Annotated in this window: 14 protein-coding genes and 1 pseudogene; 8 read left to right on the top strand and 7 right to left on the bottom strand. The window is 71.1% G+C overall.

The features are described from left to right. The first annotated feature begins 54 nt into the window (after positions 1 to 54). From ACFY5C_RS37190 to ACFY5C_RS37180, 3 genes are all read left to right on the top strand, one after another. Positions 55 to 453: a YybH family protein gene (locus ACFY5C_RS37190; protein ID WP_389453438.1), complete on the top strand. Its 399-nt coding sequence runs from the start codon at positions 55 to 57 to the stop codon at positions 451 to 453. Positions 454 to 685: 232 nt separating this feature from the next. After that, positions 686 to 2,182, top strand: a complete 1,497-nt coding sequence (locus ACFY5C_RS37185) for a hypothetical protein (protein ID WP_389453435.1) — start codon at positions 686 to 688, stop codon at positions 2,180 to 2,182. Continuing rightward, positions 2,179 to 3,123 (top strand): YbhN family protein, encoded by a 945-nt coding sequence (locus ACFY5C_RS37180; protein WP_389453432.1) that lies wholly within the window; start codon positions 2,179 to 2,181, stop codon positions 3,121 to 3,123. Before ACFY5C_RS37185 ends, ACFY5C_RS37180 begins: the two co-directional genes overlap by 4 nt. Positions 3,124 to 3,311: 188 nt before the next feature. Here the strand turns inward: ACFY5C_RS37180 and ACFY5C_RS37175 are convergent, their stop codons facing one another. Together ACFY5C_RS37175 and ACFY5C_RS37170 are read right to left on the bottom strand one after the other, a co-directional pair. After that, positions 3,312 to 4,271, bottom strand: a complete 960-nt coding sequence (locus tag ACFY5C_RS37175; protein ID WP_389453429.1) for a hypothetical protein — start codon at positions 4,269 to 4,271, stop codon at positions 3,312 to 3,314. A gap of 11 nt (positions 4,272 to 4,282) precedes the next feature. After that, positions 4,283 to 5,767, bottom strand: coding sequence for an APC family permease (locus tag ACFY5C_RS37170; protein ID WP_389453426.1), 1,485 nt, complete (start codon positions 5,765 to 5,767; stop codon positions 4,283 to 4,285). 313 nt (positions 5,768 to 6,080) lie between these two features. Between ACFY5C_RS37170 and ACFY5C_RS37165 the strand changes: the two genes are divergently transcribed. After that, positions 6,081 to 6,584, top strand: a complete 504-nt coding sequence (locus ACFY5C_RS37165) for a DUF5709 domain-containing protein (protein WP_389453423.1) — start codon at positions 6,081 to 6,083, stop codon at positions 6,582 to 6,584. A gap of 33 nt (positions 6,585 to 6,617) precedes the next feature. Here ACFY5C_RS37165 and sthA read toward each other — a convergent pair whose 3' ends face one another. Next, complete coding sequence (gene sthA / locus ACFY5C_RS37160; protein ID WP_389453420.1) at positions 6,618 to 8,021, bottom strand: Si-specific NAD(P)(+) transhydrogenase; 1,404 nt, start codon at positions 8,019 to 8,021, stop codon at positions 6,618 to 6,620. A gap of 213 nt (positions 8,022 to 8,234) precedes the next feature. Between sthA and ACFY5C_RS37155 the strand changes: the two genes are divergently transcribed. Next, entirely contained in the window at positions 8,235 to 9,374 is a 1,140-nt protein-coding gene (locus ACFY5C_RS37155; protein ID WP_389453417.1) for a sulfite oxidase, read from the top strand. A gap of 87 nt (positions 9,375 to 9,461) precedes the next feature. Here ACFY5C_RS37155 and ACFY5C_RS37150 read toward each other — a convergent pair whose 3' ends face one another. Both ACFY5C_RS37150 and ACFY5C_RS37145 read right to left on the bottom strand, forming a co-directional pair. Then, positions 9,462 to 9,668 (bottom strand): hypothetical protein, encoded by a 207-nt coding sequence (locus ACFY5C_RS37150; RefSeq protein WP_328430330.1) that lies wholly within the window; start codon positions 9,666 to 9,668, stop codon positions 9,462 to 9,464. 130 nt (positions 9,669 to 9,798) lie between these two features. Continuing rightward, a complete protein-coding gene (locus ACFY5C_RS37145; RefSeq protein ID WP_389453415.1) occupies positions 9,799 to 11,007 on the bottom strand; it encodes a beta-1,3-glucanase family protein in 1,209 nt (402 codons plus the stop codon). A gap of 486 nt (positions 11,008 to 11,493) precedes the next feature. Here ACFY5C_RS37145 and ACFY5C_RS37140 point away from each other — a divergent pair, with 486 nt between their 5' ends. Beyond that, positions 11,494 to 12,399 (top strand): GNAT family N-acetyltransferase, encoded by a 906-nt coding sequence (locus tag ACFY5C_RS37140; RefSeq protein WP_389453412.1) that lies wholly within the window; start codon positions 11,494 to 11,496, stop codon positions 12,397 to 12,399. Positions 12,400 to 12,513: 114 nt separating this feature from the next. Here ACFY5C_RS37140 and ACFY5C_RS37135 read toward each other — a convergent pair. Then, positions 12,514 to 12,777: pseudogene (locus ACFY5C_RS37135) on the bottom strand (helix-turn-helix transcriptional regulator); the annotation flags it as partial. A gap of 143 nt (positions 12,778 to 12,920) precedes the next feature. Then, positions 12,921 to 13,808 carry a Gfo/Idh/MocA family protein gene (locus tag ACFY5C_RS37130; RefSeq protein ID WP_389453409.1) on the bottom strand — a complete coding sequence of 296 codons (888 nt, stop codon included), beginning with the start codon at positions 13,806 to 13,808 and terminating at the stop codon, positions 12,921 to 12,923. Positions 13,809 to 14,062: 254 nt separating this feature from the next. Between ACFY5C_RS37130 and ACFY5C_RS37125 the strand changes: the two genes are divergently transcribed. Further along, positions 14,063 to 14,920: an aldo/keto reductase gene (locus ACFY5C_RS37125; protein ID WP_389453407.1), complete on the top strand. Its 858-nt coding sequence runs from the start codon at positions 14,063 to 14,065 to the stop codon at positions 14,918 to 14,920. A gap of 24 nt (positions 14,921 to 14,944) precedes the next feature. Then, the gene (locus ACFY5C_RS37120) at positions 14,945 to 16,714 is read left to right on the top strand and encodes an ABC transporter ATP-binding protein (RefSeq protein ID WP_389453404.1); all 1,770 of its coding nucleotides are present in this window, start codon (positions 14,945 to 14,947) and stop codon (positions 16,712 to 16,714) included. Positions 16,715 to 17,132: the final 418 nt, after the last annotated feature.

The raw sequence follows: 17,132 nt of genomic DNA, 5'->3' as shown, positions 1-17,132 counted from the left end.
CGCCACGAGATCACGAGTCGCCATCAGCATCAGGGGGCAAGGGAGGCGCGCACCATGTCCGACGACGACACCGCACAGATCCGCACACTGATCACGACCTGGGCGGACGCGGTCCACCGGGGTGACCTCGACGGCGTTCTCGCCGGCCACGCCGAGGACATCGTCATGTTCGACGTACCGCCACCCCACGACGGCATCCGCGGCCTGCCGGCGTACCGCGCCACCTGGCCGCCGTTCTTCGAGTGGCAGGCCCAGGGCGCCTGCTTCGACATCGAGTCGCTCGACATCACCGCGGGCGCCGACGTGGCGTACGCCCATGCCCTCCTGCGCTGCGGAACCCCGGAGGAACTCGCCGAACGCCCCACCCTGCGCCTGCGCCTGACGCTCGGTCTGCGCAAGGAGCGCGGCCGCTGGTTCGTCGCCCACGAGCACCACTCGTTCCCGCACGACTGACGCACGGCCGCGGAACGACGCACGATTCACGGCTCACGACGCACACCCGAATGCCCCCCCACCGAGAGCGGACCGGCGCCCCCGTCAGGCACCTGGCCGAACATCGCACTGCACACTTGCGCCTCGCGCGTTAGTTTATCCGTGTTTGTGACGATATCTCGGTTCCCTGTCGGCCAACTCGCCCGGCCGCGGGGCTCGGAACCCTACGACTCGTAGGGGTGAGGGGTGGACGATGGCCCACGGCACGAGGCCCATGCTCATGAGCGTGGGCCGGCGCGACGAGGCGCTCGCGTCCGGAACGCCGTGGCGGGCCCGCGGCCACGGCCTGCTCGCGGCGGTGGCCGGTGCTTTCACGCTCGCCCAACTCCTCCTCGTACGGCCCTCGATGGGCCTCGGCTGGGACGAGATCGTGTACGTCAGCCAGGTCGGCACCGACGCACCGGCCGCGTTCTTCAGCGCGCCACGCGCGCGTGGCGTCACCCTGCTGGTGTGGCCCATCGCCTCCTGGTCGTCGTCCACGACACTGCTGCGCGTCTACATCGCCGTCCTGTCCGGACTCGCCCTGTACCTGGCCCTGCGCGTCTGGCGCGGCCTGTTCCCGCCCCGCGTCCTGGCAGGCGCCGGAGCCCTCTTCGCCTCCCTCTGGGTGACCCTCTTCTACGGCCCGCAGGCCATGCCGAACCTCTGGGTGGCCTTCGGTGCCCTGCTCTGCGTGGGCTGCTTCCTGCGGGCCCGCGCGGACCGCTACGACCGGCGGGCCCTGTGGGGCGTCCTGGGCGGTGCCGCGCTGATGGCGTGGATGCGGCCCACCGACGCCGTATGGGTCACGCTGCCCCTGCTCGTCCTCGTCGTCGCGGTACGGCACTGGCGGCTCGGGGCCGCTCTCGCGGCGGGGCTCGTGGCCGGGGCCGGCCAGTGGGTGATCGAGGCGTTCGTCAGCTACGGCGGTCTGCGCGAGCGCCTGAACCAGGCCTCCCGCATCCAGGGCGACCTGGGCTGGAACCTCGCCGTCGACGACCAGCTGCGCAGCCTGGTCGGAAACACCCTGTGCCGGCCCTGCAACGGCGAGATGCCCAACCCGGCCGTCTACGCCTGGTGGTTCGTCCTCCCCCTGCTCGCCGCCTACGCTCTCGCGGTCGCCGTCCTGGACGGACGCACCACCCGCACCCTGGTCCCGCTGCTCTGCGCCGCGACGGCCGCCTTCCCGTACCTGTTCCTGATCGGATACGCGGCACCCCGCTTCCTGCTGCCCGCCTACGCCCTCCTAGCCATCCCGGTCGCGCACGCGCTGCTCCGCCTGGTCACCACGCCGACCGGCCGGTGGCGCCCGGCGGTCGCGGCCGTGATCGCGCTCGGGCTGGCCGGGCACCTGGCCGTGCAGTACGCGGTTCTGGACCACACCGTGGACCGCACCACCGCCAACCGCGAGGCATGGGCTCGCTCCGCCGCCCAACTCCACCGCCTCGGCGTGCGCCCGCCCTGCCTGCTCACCGGGCACGAAGCCATCCCCGTCGGGTACTACACCGGCTGCGACTCCGGCGCGACGCGCGGCAACAACGCCAACACCACCACGGCCGACATCCTGCGGACCTCCCGCAGCGTCCCGGTCGGCGCCCTCACCGCTCCCGGCGGCACGCCTCCCCGGTACGCCCGCGACTGGGACCTGCACCGCCTCGACGGCCTGGAAGTCCGCATCGCCCCGGCGCGGGGCGCGGGCGGACGGGCATGACGTCGGATCAGTTCCTCGCCGCACCCCAGCGCCGACGGGCCTGCCGGCACGCCCTGCTCACCCTCGCCGTCCTCGTGGCCGTGGTCTGGCTGGCCCGGCGTCACTGGGCCGTGCTCGAGACCGGCGCGGTCCGGCTCGCCGTCGCCGACCAGGGCTGGCTGCTCGTGGCCGCCGCGGCCACCCTCGTGACGTGGCCCTGCTCGGCGCTCGCCCAGCAGGGCGCGGTGCCGCGCCGACTGCCGCGCGGGCGGCTCATGGCAGGGCAGTTCGCCGCCTCCGCGGCCAACCACGTGCTGCCCGCCGGACTCGGCGCCGCCGCGGTGAACCTGCGCTTCCTCATACGCTGCGGCATCCCGATAGCCGCCGCGGCCACCGCCATCGCGGTCAAGGGCACCGCCGGTGGGATCCTGCGCGGCGCCCTGATCGCCGTACTCCTCGCTGCCGACCCCGGCCTGCTGCACCTCCCGGCCGTCAGCGGAGGAGTCCTGATCGCCGCGTGCGCCACGGTCGCCGGCGCGATCGTCCTGCTGAGCGGTCCCCTGTGGTCCCGCTGCAGGCGGGCGCTGACCGCGGCATGGGCGTACATCGTTGCCGTCCACGCGAGGCCGGTGAGGGCGGCGGCCCTGTGGGGCGGCTCGCTGGCCTTCGTGACGCTGCACTGCGCCGTGCTGATCGCCGTCACCCGTGCGGTCGCCCTGCCCCTCCCGGCGGTCCGGGTGGCGCTGCTGTATCTCGCCGCGAGCACCGCGGCGGCCCTGCTGCCCACACCCGGCGGCCTCGGCTCCCTCGACGCCGTGCTCGTCCTCGCGCTGACCATGGCCGGCGCCCCGGCCACCGCGGCCGCCTCCGCCGTGCTCGGCTACCGGCTGCTGACAGTGTGGGTGCCGCTGATTCCCGGCCTGATCGTGCTCGCCGTACTCGTCCGGCGCGGGGCGCTGTGAGCGGCAAAGGCGTTTCCCGGTCGCACGGTTCAGGTAGGAGTCCGGTTGCCGGCCGCACGCGGGAGGGGGCGCCATGACGAGCAGTGAAACTGAGCACCGCGAGATGGTGGAGCAGCGCCGCGCCCGTCCCTACGGGCCGAACGCCACGCCCTGACCCCACCTCTGCGAGAACTGGTCCGCCGCCGCGATCACTCGCGCAACCCCACTTCCCTGCGCCACTTGACGAACTGCTTGTCCGGATCGCCGGTGTACGCCCACGGCGCCCGCGTGGCCCGGCGCTGCAGTATCCGGAACAGGGCCGCGGCGATGTCGTGGGCGCCCGCGTGACAGGCCGCGTGGGTCAGGTAGTTGAGGTCGCGGAGCTCGCCGGGGGACACCGTGTTGCCGGTGCGGCCCATGATCCAGCGCTCCCAGGTCCGGCGTACGTCACTGGCGGCGCCGTCGTTGCTCCAGTGCTGCCCGAGACCGACCGAGGCGTGCTGCCCCCGAGCGGCGTCCAGGGCGTAGCGGAACTCCTCGACCCGGGCGTACTGCACGAGCACCGGCAGCGGGCAGCCGGGCGGTGCGACGCCGGCCGCGTCGCGGGCGAAGTCGTACATCAGGCCGTGGGTGCCGTGCCAGCGGGAGGAGTAGTAGTGCAGCACCTGGAGGTGCCCCTCCACGCTGAACGGGTCGCGCTGGTGCAACTCGTCCCACCAGCGCGCCAGTTCCTGCCGCCGTACGCCCGACGGATACAGCCGCGCGACGGAGATCAGCGAGATCCACGGTGTCGGATCGTCCGGGTAGGAGTCGGCGGCCTTCAGACAGGACAGCACCGCTGTGTCGATGCGGTGCCGGTCGATCGGCACGCCCCGGCCCGCGGTGATCGCCAGGTTGAACGCCCGGGCCGTCTCCGTCGCCGCCCGCAGCACCAGCGCGTCGGCGCTGTTCGGTTCGGCGGCCAGCCACGACTCCGCCGTGGAACTGCTCGCACACGCCTGTGCGAGCTGCCGGGTCCGATGCCCGCGGACCAGCCAGTCGGGGCCGGTTGCCCGCAGCAGCTCCCGCAGCCCCTGCCAGCGGCCGATGACGATGTCCTGGCGGGCGCAGGTGAGGGCGGCGTCGCCGCAGTCGGGGTCGAAGTCGGGAACGAAGCGGTCTTTCGCCATCGAGGGCTCTCTCAGAAATCGGTGGGAAGACCCTCGTGGACAAGGGAGTCGGAGCCGGACCTGGTGTTGTCACCGCCGACGGGAACGTAGTCCGCCTCGACGGTCTCGGCGGCGTCCAGTTTCGCCGGCCGGTAGTAGTCGCTGCCCTGCCGCCAGTACCAGAGCATCGGGATCAGCCCGGCCGCCAGACCGCCGATGCCGATCGTGATCGCGGACGTGCTCAGCTCGCCCAGCGACTCGACGAAGATCCAGAACATGAACAGGGCCCCGAACAACGGCCACACACCGCCGAATACGAAGTTGCCCACCGACTTCAGCAGCATCCTGCGGTAGGCGACGACCACCGCGAGCCCTGTCAGCCCGTAGTAGACGGCGATCTGCAGCCCGATCGCCGAGATGGCGTCGGAGAGGATCTCGCCCACCGTGCCGAGGGAGTTGGCGGCGACGAACATGCCCAGCGCCACCACGCCGACCACCGTGATCGCCACCCACGGCGTGTTCCAGCGTCGGTGCACACGGCCCAGCGCGGACGGCATCGTACGGTCCCGGCCCATCGCGAACAGCGACCGCGTGACCTGGATGAGTGTGGTCTCCAGGGTGGCGATGGTGGACAGCATCACCGCGACGACCAGCAACTTGCCGCCCCAGCCCGGCCACACCTCCGCACCGAGCACGGCCAGCACGTTGGCGTCGTTGTCCTGGATCTGCTTCGAGGAGAGGATGACGTTCACCGCGATCGTGAACACCTCGAACAGCAGGAAGACGATGCCGACCCCGATGAGCCCGGCAAGTCCGGTCGTACGGCGGCTGTTGCGGGTCTCCTCGCTGAGGTTGCTGGTGACGTCCCAGCCCCAGTAGTAGAACGCGGCGATCAGGGCCCCCGACGCGAAGCCCGTGACCCCGTCGAAGTGGCCGAAGCCGAGCCAGGACCAGTCGAACGCCCGGGCGTTGTCCGCGTGGAGCAGGGCGAGTAGGGCGAACAGGGCCAGTATCGCCAGCTCGACGCCGGACATCACCAGCTGCGCGCGGACGGTCAGCCGTGCGCCGCCCAGCACCACGAGCAGCATGACCAGGAACCAGCCGGCGCCGACCAGGGTGGACAGCGCGGTGTTGTCCGCGAGGTCCTCGTCGAAGACGGCGAGCGTCATGGATCCGGCGGGCAGCGAACCGGCCACCATGAAGATGGTCGCGGAGACCACCAGAGCCCAGCCGCTGATGAAGCCCAGGAAGGGGTGCAGGGTACGGCCGACCCACGAGTAACTGGCGCCCGCGTTCACGTCGATCCGGCTGAGGTAGCTGTAGGCCAGTGCGATGCCCAGCATGGGTATCGCGCAGTACAGCAGCGCGGCCGGGCTTGCCAGGCCCACCGCACCTACGAGAACCGCCGTGGTCGCGGCGATCGAGTACGCGGGGGCACTGCCCGCGATCGCCATCACCACCGTGTCGAACGTACCGAGGGCATTGGCCTGCAGCCCTCTTCCCCTGTTGTTGCTCATGGATGCGCTGCTTTCCGTCGTGCACGACGTGGGGGCGAGCCGGCCCCGACGGCGTAAGGGGGGTGGGGGGTGAAACAACGCCACGAACCGGTGAGGGATGACCTCGGGTCAGGGGCGGCTGAACGGGGGTGGCGGACACTGTACGCCGTTGCGTCGTCGTGCAGTCACGCCGTGTGTGCGAGTGATGATAGCCACCCTCCTTGATGCTTCAAGAGCCTTGAGATCTTCCGGGGTTGGAGAACGCACAACGGGAAACGCGGTTCAGGACATGCACCGGCACAACCAGCCGCCGCGCGCGAGTGAGGAGGCAGCCATGGGCACCGAGCACACGCCCGCAGAGTCGATGGCCGACGACGCGTACCAGCCCACCGGAGGCAACGAGGAACAGCAGGACGCAGCTCCGCTGGACCTCCAGGACGCCTTGGACGAGCGGACCTACGACGACACCCTCGACGAGGGCTACTCCCCGCCCGAGAAACCGCTCGGCGTCACCAAGTACGGCACCACGGCCGCCGAACAGCACGCCGGTGAGACCCTCGACGAACGGCTCACCCAGGAGGTCCCCGACGTGACCGAGCCCGCCGGCGACGACGTCGGTGACCTGCCGGGCGGCGACGGCGAACCCCTCGACCCGGAGGCGGGCACCGACCGGGCGGGCCGCCTGGTCGCACCGGACGAGGGCGCCCACGCCGGCACCACGAAGGAGCAGGTCGCCTTCGACCAGGGCATCGACGGCGGAGCGGCCGGCGCCGAGGAGGCCGCGATGCACGTGGTCGAGGACGACGCCGACCTTCCCGAGGGCGGTGTGGACACCTGATGAGGTCCGGAAGGCTCCGAGGTCCGGGAGGGCTCAGTCCCCGATCCGGTCGATCTGCCGCAGCCTGTTCGTGGCGTCGAGGGCGGCGACCTTGTACGACTCCGCCAGCGTCGGGTAGTTGAACACCGCGTCGACCAGATAGTCGACGGTTCCGCCGCACCCCATCACCGACTGCCCGATGTGGATCAGCTCCGTCGCCCCCGTACCGAAGCAGTGCACACCGAGCAGCGTGCGGTCCTCCGGGGAGACCAGCAGCTTCAGCATGCCGTGCGAGTCGCCGATGATCTGCCCGCGGGCCAGTTCGCGGTAGCGCGAGATGCCGACCTCGAACGGCACCCGGTCCTCGGTGAGCTGGTCCTCGGTCCGCCCCACGAAGCTGATCTCCGGGATCGTGTAGATACCGATCGGCTGGAGGTTGTGCATCCGGCCGACGGGCTCCCCGCAGGCGTGGTACGCCGCCGCCCGCCCCTGCTCCATCGACGTCGCGGCCAGCGCGGGGAAGCCGATCACGTCGCCGACGGCGTAGATGTGCGGCACTTCGGTGCGGTAGTGCTCGTCGACCGTGATCCGGCCGCGCGGGTCCGCGGTGAGCCCGGCCTTGTCCAGGTCGAGTCCGTCGGTGAGGCCCTGCCGGCCCGCCGAGTACATCACCGCGTCGGCGGGGATCTTCTTGCCGCTCTCCAGGACGGTCAGGGTCCCACGCGAATGCCGCTCGACCGCGGCGACCGTCTCGCCGAAGCGGAACGTCACGGCGAGGTCCCGCAGGTGGTACTTGAGCGACTCGATCACCTCGACGTCGCACATGTCGAGCATCCCGGCACGCTTCTCCACCACGGTGATCTTGCTGCCCAGCGCGGCGAACATCGAGGCGTACTCCATGCCGATCACCCCGGCACCCACGATCACCATGGAGCGCGGCACCCGCTCGAGCGCCAGGACGTTGTCCGAGTCCAGGATCGTCCGTCCGTCGAACTCCACACTGGCGGGCCGTGCGGGCCGGGTGCCCGTGGCGATGACGACGTGCTCGGCGGTCAGCAGCCGTTCCTGGCCGGTGACCTCGCGCAGGGCGACGGTGTGCGGGTCGACGAAACGCCCGGTCCCGGCGTACAGGGCGACGTGGTTGCGGGAGAGCTGGCTGCGGATGACGTCCACCTCGCGGCCGACCACGTGCTGGGTGCGGGCGGTCAGGTCGGAGACGGTGATGTCCTCCTTGAGCCGGTAGCTCTGGCCGTACAGATCGCGCTGGGTGAGGCCGGTCAGATACAGCACCGCCTCGCGCAGGGTCTTGGAGGGGATGGTCCCGGTGTGGATGGAGACGCCGCCCACCATGTCGGGGCGGTCGACGACGGCGACCCGGCGGCCGAGCTTGGCCGCGGCGATGGCGGCCTTCTGGCCACCCGGGCCGGATCCGATGACGAGCATGTCGAAGTCGGGCACCTTCAGGAGTCTGGCAGCCGCGAGACCCCTTCGAAAGGGTGAGCCAAGAACCTTTGACGATGTGAAGTGCCGGGAGGGACGACGATGCGAAGTGCGTTGGGAGACAGGGAAGTTGCGCCGACACCATGGTGACGCCGCAAGGCTCCCGCCCACCGCAAGGAGAGCAAGCCGGGCCCGACACCGAAATGCCCGGTACGGGTCGATAATGCAGATATGGGGAATCGACTCGCCGACGCGAGCGCACCGGCCCGGCTGGCCGCCCCCGAAGAAGGCATCGGCCGGGACGAACTGGCGCTCGCCGCCAGAAACCACGGACTGCCGCTCGAAGCCCTGCGCCACGACATCACCCCGCCCGGGCTGCACTACGTCCTGACCCACTACGACATCCCGTACGTCCCCGACGACGCCTCCTGGAACCTGACCCTCGGCGGCCGGGTCCGGCGCCCCCTGCGTCTGACCCTGGCCGACCTTCGCACGTACCCGCAGGTCACCACACGGGTCACGCTGGAGTGCGCCGGCAACGGCCGGGCCCTGCTGACGCCCCGGCCGGTGAGCCAGCCCTGGCTGGTCGAGGCGGTCGGCACCGCCGAGTGGACCGGCGTGCCGCTGCGCCTCCTGCTGGCCGAGGCCGGGACCGAGCGCGACGCGGCAGAGGTCGTCTTCACCGGCGCCGACCACGGGGTCGAGCGCGGCGTCGAGCAGGACTACCAGCGCGCGCTGCCGCTCGACGTGGCCACGGGCGGTGACGCCGAGGTGCTGGTGGCGTACGCGATGAACGGCGCCCCGCTGCCCCCGCAGCACGGCCGCCCGCTGCGGCTGATCGTGCCCGGCTGGTACGGCATGGCGCATGTGAAGTGGCTGTGCGAGGTCACCGTCGTCGACGAGCCGTTCACGGGGTTCCAGCAGGCCGTGGCCTACCGGCTGCGCCGGCACCCCGAGGACGAGGGTGAGCCGGTGACCCGCATCGCCCCGCGCGCCCTGCTCGTCCCGCCGGGCTTCCCCGATTTCATGTCAAGGGCACGGGTGGTCCGGCCCGGGACCGTGACCCTGGAGGGGCGGGCCTGGTCCGGGTGCGCCGAGGTGACGCGCGTAGAGGTCAGCACGGACGCGGGGCGGACCTGGCAGGAGGCAGACCTGGATCCGGGTGACGGGTATCGGTGGGCGTGGCGCCGGTGGCAGCACAGCTGGACGGCGATCCCCGGCGAGCACGTGCTGAGCGCCAGGGCCACCGACGCCGACGGTCACATCCAGCCGCTGGACCAGCCCTGGAACCGCGGAGGCTTCGCCAACAACCTCGTGCAGCGGGTGCCGGTGCTGTGCCTGGACGAGGGCGAGGGTGAGGCGGGTGTGTGAGGCTGCGGGCATGGGTCGGCCGCACATAGCCGCCCCCGGGCGCCGTCGCGCACCCGGAGACGACCCGTGCGGACCTGACCGGTCGGGCTAGGGCAGCAGCTTGTCGAGAGCGGAGGGACCCTCGGCAGCCAGCTTGCGCTTGGCCCATTCCAGATTGCGCGGGGTGAGGTCCTTGCCTGAGGCAAGCACTATGTCCTCGGGCGACACATCCGTGCCGGTGCGGGCGTGGAGCAGGTCGTCCGGGGTGACGCGCTCCCCGGACGGCCCGGACGCTTCGGGCTGGGACGTCGGCATCATCTCTGCTCCTCGGATCCGGGTGACTTCTTCGGGCCCGGTGCGGTCATCGGGTCTGTTAACACCATTCAACGCCCGAGCAAACCCTGCATCCGGAGCCGCCGGGAAACCCCTCGCGCCCGGGCCCGCGTCAGCCCTCGAACGGCGTGAGCGTCAGCCGGATCCCCGTAGGCGCCGTGTCCTGGATGTACGAGGCGAAGTCGGCGACGTCGTCGAAGGCGAAGCCGTACGCCTTGCCGTCCTCGTGGGCCGCGTGCATCGCCTTGGCGTAGTGGTTGGTCAGGCCGGTCCGGTAGAAGGTGGCGGCGTCGGTCGTCGGCTGGGCGGGGTGGCTGAGCAGCGTCGAACGGTTGAAGCCGGCGCCGAGGACGGCGGCGACGGGGCCGGTCGTGCCGTCGTTGGGGGCCGCGAGATTGCCGTCGCAGAACAGCACGTCCCGAGTCGACGGTTTGGCGAAGGACACCTGAGCGGGCCCGTCGAAGGTGAACCGCTCACCGCGAACCCGCCCGGTGAACGTACCCGCGTTGGTGGTGACGGTGAGGTCCCGCCCGGTGTACGTGCTCCAGACCTCGTCGATGGACGGGGCGAAGTAGTCCTTGGCGAACAGACCGGCGTCCAGGCCGTGGCCCGGGGCGACGATGCGCGTGTCGTCCACGACGAGCCGCGCGAACTCCTCGACCTCGCGCACGGCGGCGAACGCGGCCGCGCGTCCACCGGCGCGCAGTCTGCCCGTCGTCTGGTCCTTGGCCCCGGTCAGCCGGATGCTCAGCGGCACGCTGAACATGTCGACCATCGTGGTGTTGCAGAACATTCCGGCGGCGTTGAAGGTGAACTCGGCGCAGTCGTGCAGCACCGGGTAGTTCGGGTCCGACGTCACCCAGCCCGCGGGATACTGCAGCGCCGCGTTGCCGTTGCCGTCCGAGACGGCCTTGAACTTGAGCTTCGCGCCGAGCGACACATAGATCCGGCCGGACATGTGGGGGAGGGACAGCCGGGTCTCGCCGCCGCCCGACAGGCTGATGGCGTAGTCGGTGAAGCCGTCGGGGCCGTTGTCCGACAGGGCGATCGGCGCGAGGGTGCCGTCGGGCGTGACGCGCACCTGCCTGCCGTCCTGGTTGCCGACGATGTAGACGTGGACGTTCGCGTTGTCGAAGGAGCCGCTGTCGTTGACGATCGTCAGCGGCATCGAGTCCGCCGCGGCAGGCGCGGCACCACCCGCGGGCGTACCCGCGAGGGCGTACGGAGTCACGGCGGCGATGGCGGGGACGGCCGCCGCCGTGCCGCCGAGGGCGAACAGGAGCCTGCGGCGACCGAGAGTGCGCTGGTGACGGGGTGTCATGTGGGGGGTCTCCCGGAGTACTTGTGCGGGTACTTGGGCTGCGGTGGTGACGAGGCCGGTACGTGTGAGAGCGCTCTCGAAACGCGCCTCGCCGCCACCGATGGGCCCCCGATGCTACGCACGCCCCCCGCAACGGCCAACGGGTCTGCATCGTGACCAAACTCCTCTGAACTGCGGGAACTTGAAAAGCCACGGAATGACCACGACCGCTTAACTCTCTCCTAAGTCCCACTTAAGCTCCGCACGCATCCGAAGGGGCTGTGAGAGCGCTCTCGACGCATCGACGACCCTGCACACCCACGCGAGAAAACCCATGGACGGGCCCGGCGAAGATCACGTACTGTGTGGCTCCACGCCTTGAGACGGACGGAAGGAGGCGAGTGCCGTGCAGTTCACACCTTTCCAGCGCTCCCTTTCCGCTGCCCCGGCGTGTTTCGTGTGATCTGACCGGGAGCGCTCCAAGCAGCCTGTATCCCGGAGGAATCCGTGACCGATCTGGTCATCCGTGCGCTCTCGACGAGCGACGCCCATCTCTTCGACGCACACCCCGACCCGCTGGGTGCCCGTGAGGGCCACCAGCGAACCCGTTTTCGCCCCGAGTGGAAGCGAGTTGCCCTGCGCGACGGCACGGTCGTCGCTCGCGGCGCCTGGTGGGGCGGCCCCGACGACTCGGAGCCCGTCAACATCAACTGGTTCGACGTGGCCGAGGGGGAGGAGGAGGCCGGCGCCGAACTCCTGCGCTCCGCACCCTGGCAGGTCGAACTCGAGATCAACCTGCCCGGCGGCTGGCGGGAGAAGCCCGATCTGAAGGCCGCGGCCGAGGCCCGCTTCGGCGCCGCACGTGCGGCCGGCTACGAACTCCTGGTGGAACGCTTCCTGTACCGCTGGACCCCGGAACTCGGCCTGCCCGAACGGCCCGGACGGCTGCGCTTCCGCGCCGAGCCCGATGACGCCGTCTTCTTCGACGCACTGCGCCGCATCCACTCCGCCACCCTCGACGCCCATGCCCTGCGGGCCATCGAGGAGGGCGGCCTCGACCGGGCCGCACAGGAGGAGCTCGACTTCTTCCACTGGTGCCCGTCCCCACGGGAGTGGTGGCAGGTCGCGCACACCCCGCAGGGCGAGCTGGCCGGCATCCACATCCCGGCACACAACCCCTCCGGCCCGACGATCGGCTTCATCGGAGTCGTCCCGGAGCATCGCGGCCACGGCTACGCCTACGACCTCCTCGCGGAGTGCACCCACTTCCTGGCCGAGCAGGGCGCGGAGTTCGTCTCCGGAGCAACGGACCTGGGCAACTTCCCCATGGCGCGGAACTTCGCCAAGGCGGGGTTCCCGGTGGTCAAGGAGCGCATCAACTTCGATGTGGTGGGCGGCCGTAGGGAGCAGTAGCCCCCAGTCGTAGGGGATACCGGGCGGCCCGGACCTCGATGTCGGGCCCGGGCCGCTCAGCGACCCGTACCGGGTGATGGTCTCGCCACGAGGCTGGACCAGTACGGGATCGTGTCAGGGCAGGGCGCCTGCCGGTGTGCGCACCGCGTCGCGCAGGCGGGCGGCGTCCTGGCTGGGCGACGCGCCGAACTGGCGGCGGTACTCGCGGCTGAACTGGGACGGGTTGTCGTAGCCGACGCGGTGGCCCACTCCGGTGACGTCGCCCGGGTGGGTGGGGAGCAGCAGCCGGGCCTCCTGGAGCCGGATCTGCTTCTGGAACTGGATGGGGCTCATCGCGGTCACCGCCTGGAAGTTGCGGTGGAGGGCAGAGACGCTCTGTCGGGCGGCTACAACCTCCAGGGCTGGTCCACCCGGCTCCGCTTCCGGCCCAGTCCACCCACCTCCAGGGCTGGTCCGCCCGGCTCCGCTGCCGGCCCAGTCCGCCCGCCTCCCGGGCTGGCGCCACCCGCCACCCCCACCCGTCAGACGTCGCCGTTCAACAACGCCTCTGCCGTTGCCAGGATCTCGGTGACCCGCAGGCCGAACGCCGCGTCACACGTGTGCGGGCGGCCGGTGCGGGAGGCCGCCAGCAGGGCGTCCGCTGCCCTGAGCAGGGCTGACACCGCGCTCTCGGTGCTCTCCGGGAGCAGCGTCACGCCGGCCGTGCCCCGCAGCTCCACGGTGGCCCCCGCTGCGGCGGCCGGTGCCGTGAGGCTCAGGGCCAGGGTGCTGGACGCGCCGCCGGCGTGGTCGAGGACCAGGTGGACGGTGTCGCCGGGCCCGTGTGCAGCCGCCGTCACCCGTCTCGCGTCGCCCAGGACCGGCAGCAGCACGGACAGGGCGTGCGGACCCACGTCCCACAGCGCGCCCTTGTCCTGCCGCCAGGGCGAGGCCGCGAACGGGTTGCCGTCATCGCTGAACACCGCGCCGAGCCACTCCGCCCGACCCGTGAACCAGCCTTCCGCAGCGGCCTGTTCGGTGATCCACGCCTCGGTCTCCGGCTGGAAACGGGTGGTGAAGAAGACGACCGAGGCCACGCCGGCCTCCTCGACCGCCTCGACGACCGCCCGTGCCTGCTCCACCGTCGGCGCGAGCGGCTTGTCCAGCAGCAGATGGCAGCCCGCCCGCGCGGCCCGCGCCGCCAGGTCGGCCTGAACGGCGGGCGGCAGGGCGACAGCCACGGCGTCCACGTCGCCGAGCAGCGCGTCGACATCGTCGTAGGCACGCACGCCGTAGCTGTCGGCCAGCTCCTTGGTGGGAGCAGTACGGCGGCCCCACACCCCCACGAAGTCCAGTTCGGCGTGCCGGTCCAGGGCGGGAGCATGAGCCATCTGGGCCCACGGGCCGGTGCCGAGCAGTCCGATGCGCATGCCGCCGCCTCTCAAAGCCGTCGATCGATCGGGGTGAGCGTGTCACATCAACCCGGAGGCGGCGCAAGCACTTGCATTGGTGATGCCGGCAGCGGGGATTCAGCGTTGGCAGCACTGAATGCATTCGCTTTCTTCTATTGGACCCTGCGCGCCCCGAAAGCCACGCTGGAGTCGGTCCGGTACGCGTGTGATCCATGGCCCGCCCGCCGGACGACATCGTTTTCCACGCGACAGCCGAAAGAGGTCACGAGCCCATGCACACCCGCCGCATCGGGGATGCCGAGGTCAGCGCGATAGGCCTGGGCGCCATGCCCATGTCCATCGAGGGACGCCCGGACGAGGCACGTTCCCTCGCCACGATCCACGCCGCGCTCGACGCCGGCGTGACCCTGATCGACACCGCGGACGCCTACCACCGGGACGCCCACGAGGTCGGTCACAACGAGACCCTGATCGCCAAGGCCCTCGCCTCCCACGACCGGGGCAAGGACGTCCTCGTCGCCACCAAGGGCGGCCATCTGCGTCCCGGCGACGGCAGCTGGACGCTGGACGGCAGCCCGCGGTACCTCAAGGACGCCTGCGAGGCATCGCTGCGCCGGCTGGGCGTGGAGGCCATCGGGCTCTACCAGTTCCACCGCCCCGACCCGAGGGTGCCGTACGCCGAGTCGGTCGGCGCCGTACGCGACCTGCTCGACGAGGGCAAGATCCGGATGGCAGGGATCTCCAACGCGAACCCGGACCAGATCCGCCAGGCCAACGAGATCCTGGGCGACCGGCTGGTCTCCGTGCAGAACCAGTTCTCCCCGGCGTTCCGCTCCAGCGAGCCGGAGCTGCGCCTGTGCGACGAACTCGGCGTCGCGTTCCTGCCGTGGAGCCCGCTCGGCGGCATCTCCCGCGCCGGCGAACTGGGCTCCGCCTACGCCCCGTTCGCGCGGGTCGCCGAGGCTCACGGGGTGAGCCCGCAGCGGGTCTGCCTGGCCTGGATGCTCGCCAAGTCGCCGGTCGTCGTCCCGATCCCGGGGTCGAGCCGGCCGGAGACGATCCTGGACTCGATCGCCGCGACGGAACTCGCGCTCACCGCAGAGGAGATCGCGGAGCTGGACGCCGTCTGAGTCACTCCGGGAAGGACTACGCGGATGGCGTCGTCGCACGAGAGACCGCTCGACCACCGCTACCGCGGCGAACATCCGGTACGCACCCTCACCTATCTGTTCCGCGCCGACCGCCACCGCCTCGCGGCGGCGGTCGGCGTCTTCACCGTCAAGCACAGCCCCGTCTGGCTGCTGCCGCTGATCACGGCGTCCATCATCGACACCGTGGTCCAGCACCAGCCGATCAGCAGGCTCTGGCTGAGCACCGGCGTCATCATGGTCATCCTGCTGGTCAACTACCCCCTGCACGTGCTGTACGTACGCCTCCTGTACGGCAGTGTGCGCCGGATGGGCACCAGCCTGCGTTCCTCGCTGTGCACGCGCATGCAGCAGCTCTCCATCGGCTACCACTCGCGCGTCAGCGCCGGAGTGCTGCAGGTCAAGGTCGTGCGTGACGTGGAGACCGTCGAGCAGATGGTGCAGCAGACAGCAGAGACCGGCCTCGGGGCGGGCACCGTGCTGATCGGCGGCCTCGTCATCATCGCCGTACGGACACCGGAGTTCGTGCCCGTGTTCCTCGTCGTCGTGCCCGCCGCCGCACTGGTCGTCGCCCGCCTCAGGGCGCGGCTGCGCACCCACAACGAGCACTTCCGTCAGGAGGTCGAGACCCTGTCGTCCCGGGTGACCGAGATGACCCGCCTCATCCCGGTCACCCGCGCCCACGGGCTGGAGGGCAAGGCGCTGCGCCGCATGGACGGCACCCTGCACCGGCTGCTCACCTCCGGCATGCGCCTCGACCTGGTCAACGGCCGCTTCGGATCGCTCGCCTGGGTCGTACTGAACGTGGTCGGCGTGCTCGTGCTCGCCGGCGCGGCGCTGGTCTCGTACTACGACGTCTGGGGCGTGAGCGCCGGAGACGTGGTCATGCTGAGCGCGTTCCTGACCACCCTGACCAACTCCACGACCACACTGGCGGGACTGGCCCCGGTCGTCACCAAGGGCCTGGAGTCCGTCCGTTCGGTCGGAGAGGTGCTCCAGGCGCCCGAACTGGAGGACAACGAGGGCAAGGCCGAACTCGCCTCCCTGCACGGCGCCGTGACCTTCGAGAAGGCCGGGTACGCGTACGAGGACAACGGACGGCCCGCCGTACGGGACTTCACTCTGACCGTCGCCCCGGGGGAGACCATCGCCCTCGTCGGCGCGTCCGGTGCGGGCAAGTCCACCGTGCTGAACCTCGTCATCGGCTTCATCCGTCCGACCTCCGGCCAACTCCTGCTCGACGGCATCGACATGAACACCCTCGACCTGCGCACGTACCGCCGCTTCCTCTCGGTCGTGCCGCAGGAGTCCATCCTCTTCGACGGCACCATCCGCGAGAACGTCGCCTACGGCATGGACGACGCCGACGAGGAGTCGGTGCGCGCGGCGCTGCGTGACGCCAACGCGCTGGAGTTCGTCGACCGGATGCCGCAGGGCTTCGACACCGTGGTCGGCGAGCGCGGCGCACGGCTGTCCGGCGGTCAGCGGCAGCGCCTGGCCATCGCGCGGGCCCTGATCCGGGACCCGAGGGTGCTGGTCCTCGACGAGGCGACCTCGGCCCTGGACACCCACTCGGAAGCGCTCGTGCAGCAGGCCCTCGCCCGCCTGCTGCACGGTCGCACCACCTTCGTCGTGGCGCACCGGCTGTCCACGGTGCGCGGCGCCGACCGGATCGTGGTGATGGGAGACGGACGGATCCAGGAGATCGGCAGCCACGAGGAACTCCTGCGCCGGAACGGGGCGTACGCCGCGCTGCACAGCGGGCAGGTCGCCTGACGCACCCGGCCGGACGGCCGGACGTCGACCACCGGCGGTCCGGCCTGCCGGACCGAGCCCAGGCGCGCCCACCACCGGCGGTCCGGCCTGCTGGACCGAGCCCAGGCACGCCCATCTGGACCAGCTCGCCGGGCTGTCCACCAGCCACCAGCAGGACCCCTGCACGCTTGGCCGGGACCGGCTCCACCCCGGAACAGCGCCTGTGCGTGGGCCACTTGGCCGGGCGAGACGTGCGCGCGGAGATCCGGCACCCGTCCGCTGCGGCGGCCGGGTCGGCCGGGTCGGCCGGCTCGGCCGTCCGGGGCGGAGGCGAGCTGCTGGTGTCTGTGCCGCGGACGCGGCCGTTCCACCGGTCCGCCTCGTCGCCCGACCGGCAATGCCGCGATGACCTGCAAGACAACGGAGATATAACAACAGG

Origin of the sequence: Streptomyces sp. NPDC012935, from assembly GCF_042900345.1 — a bacterium.
GTDB lineage: Bacteria > Actinomycetota > Actinomycetes > Streptomycetales > Streptomycetaceae > Streptomyces.
This window is presented reverse-complemented; position numbering and strand designations above follow the sequence as displayed.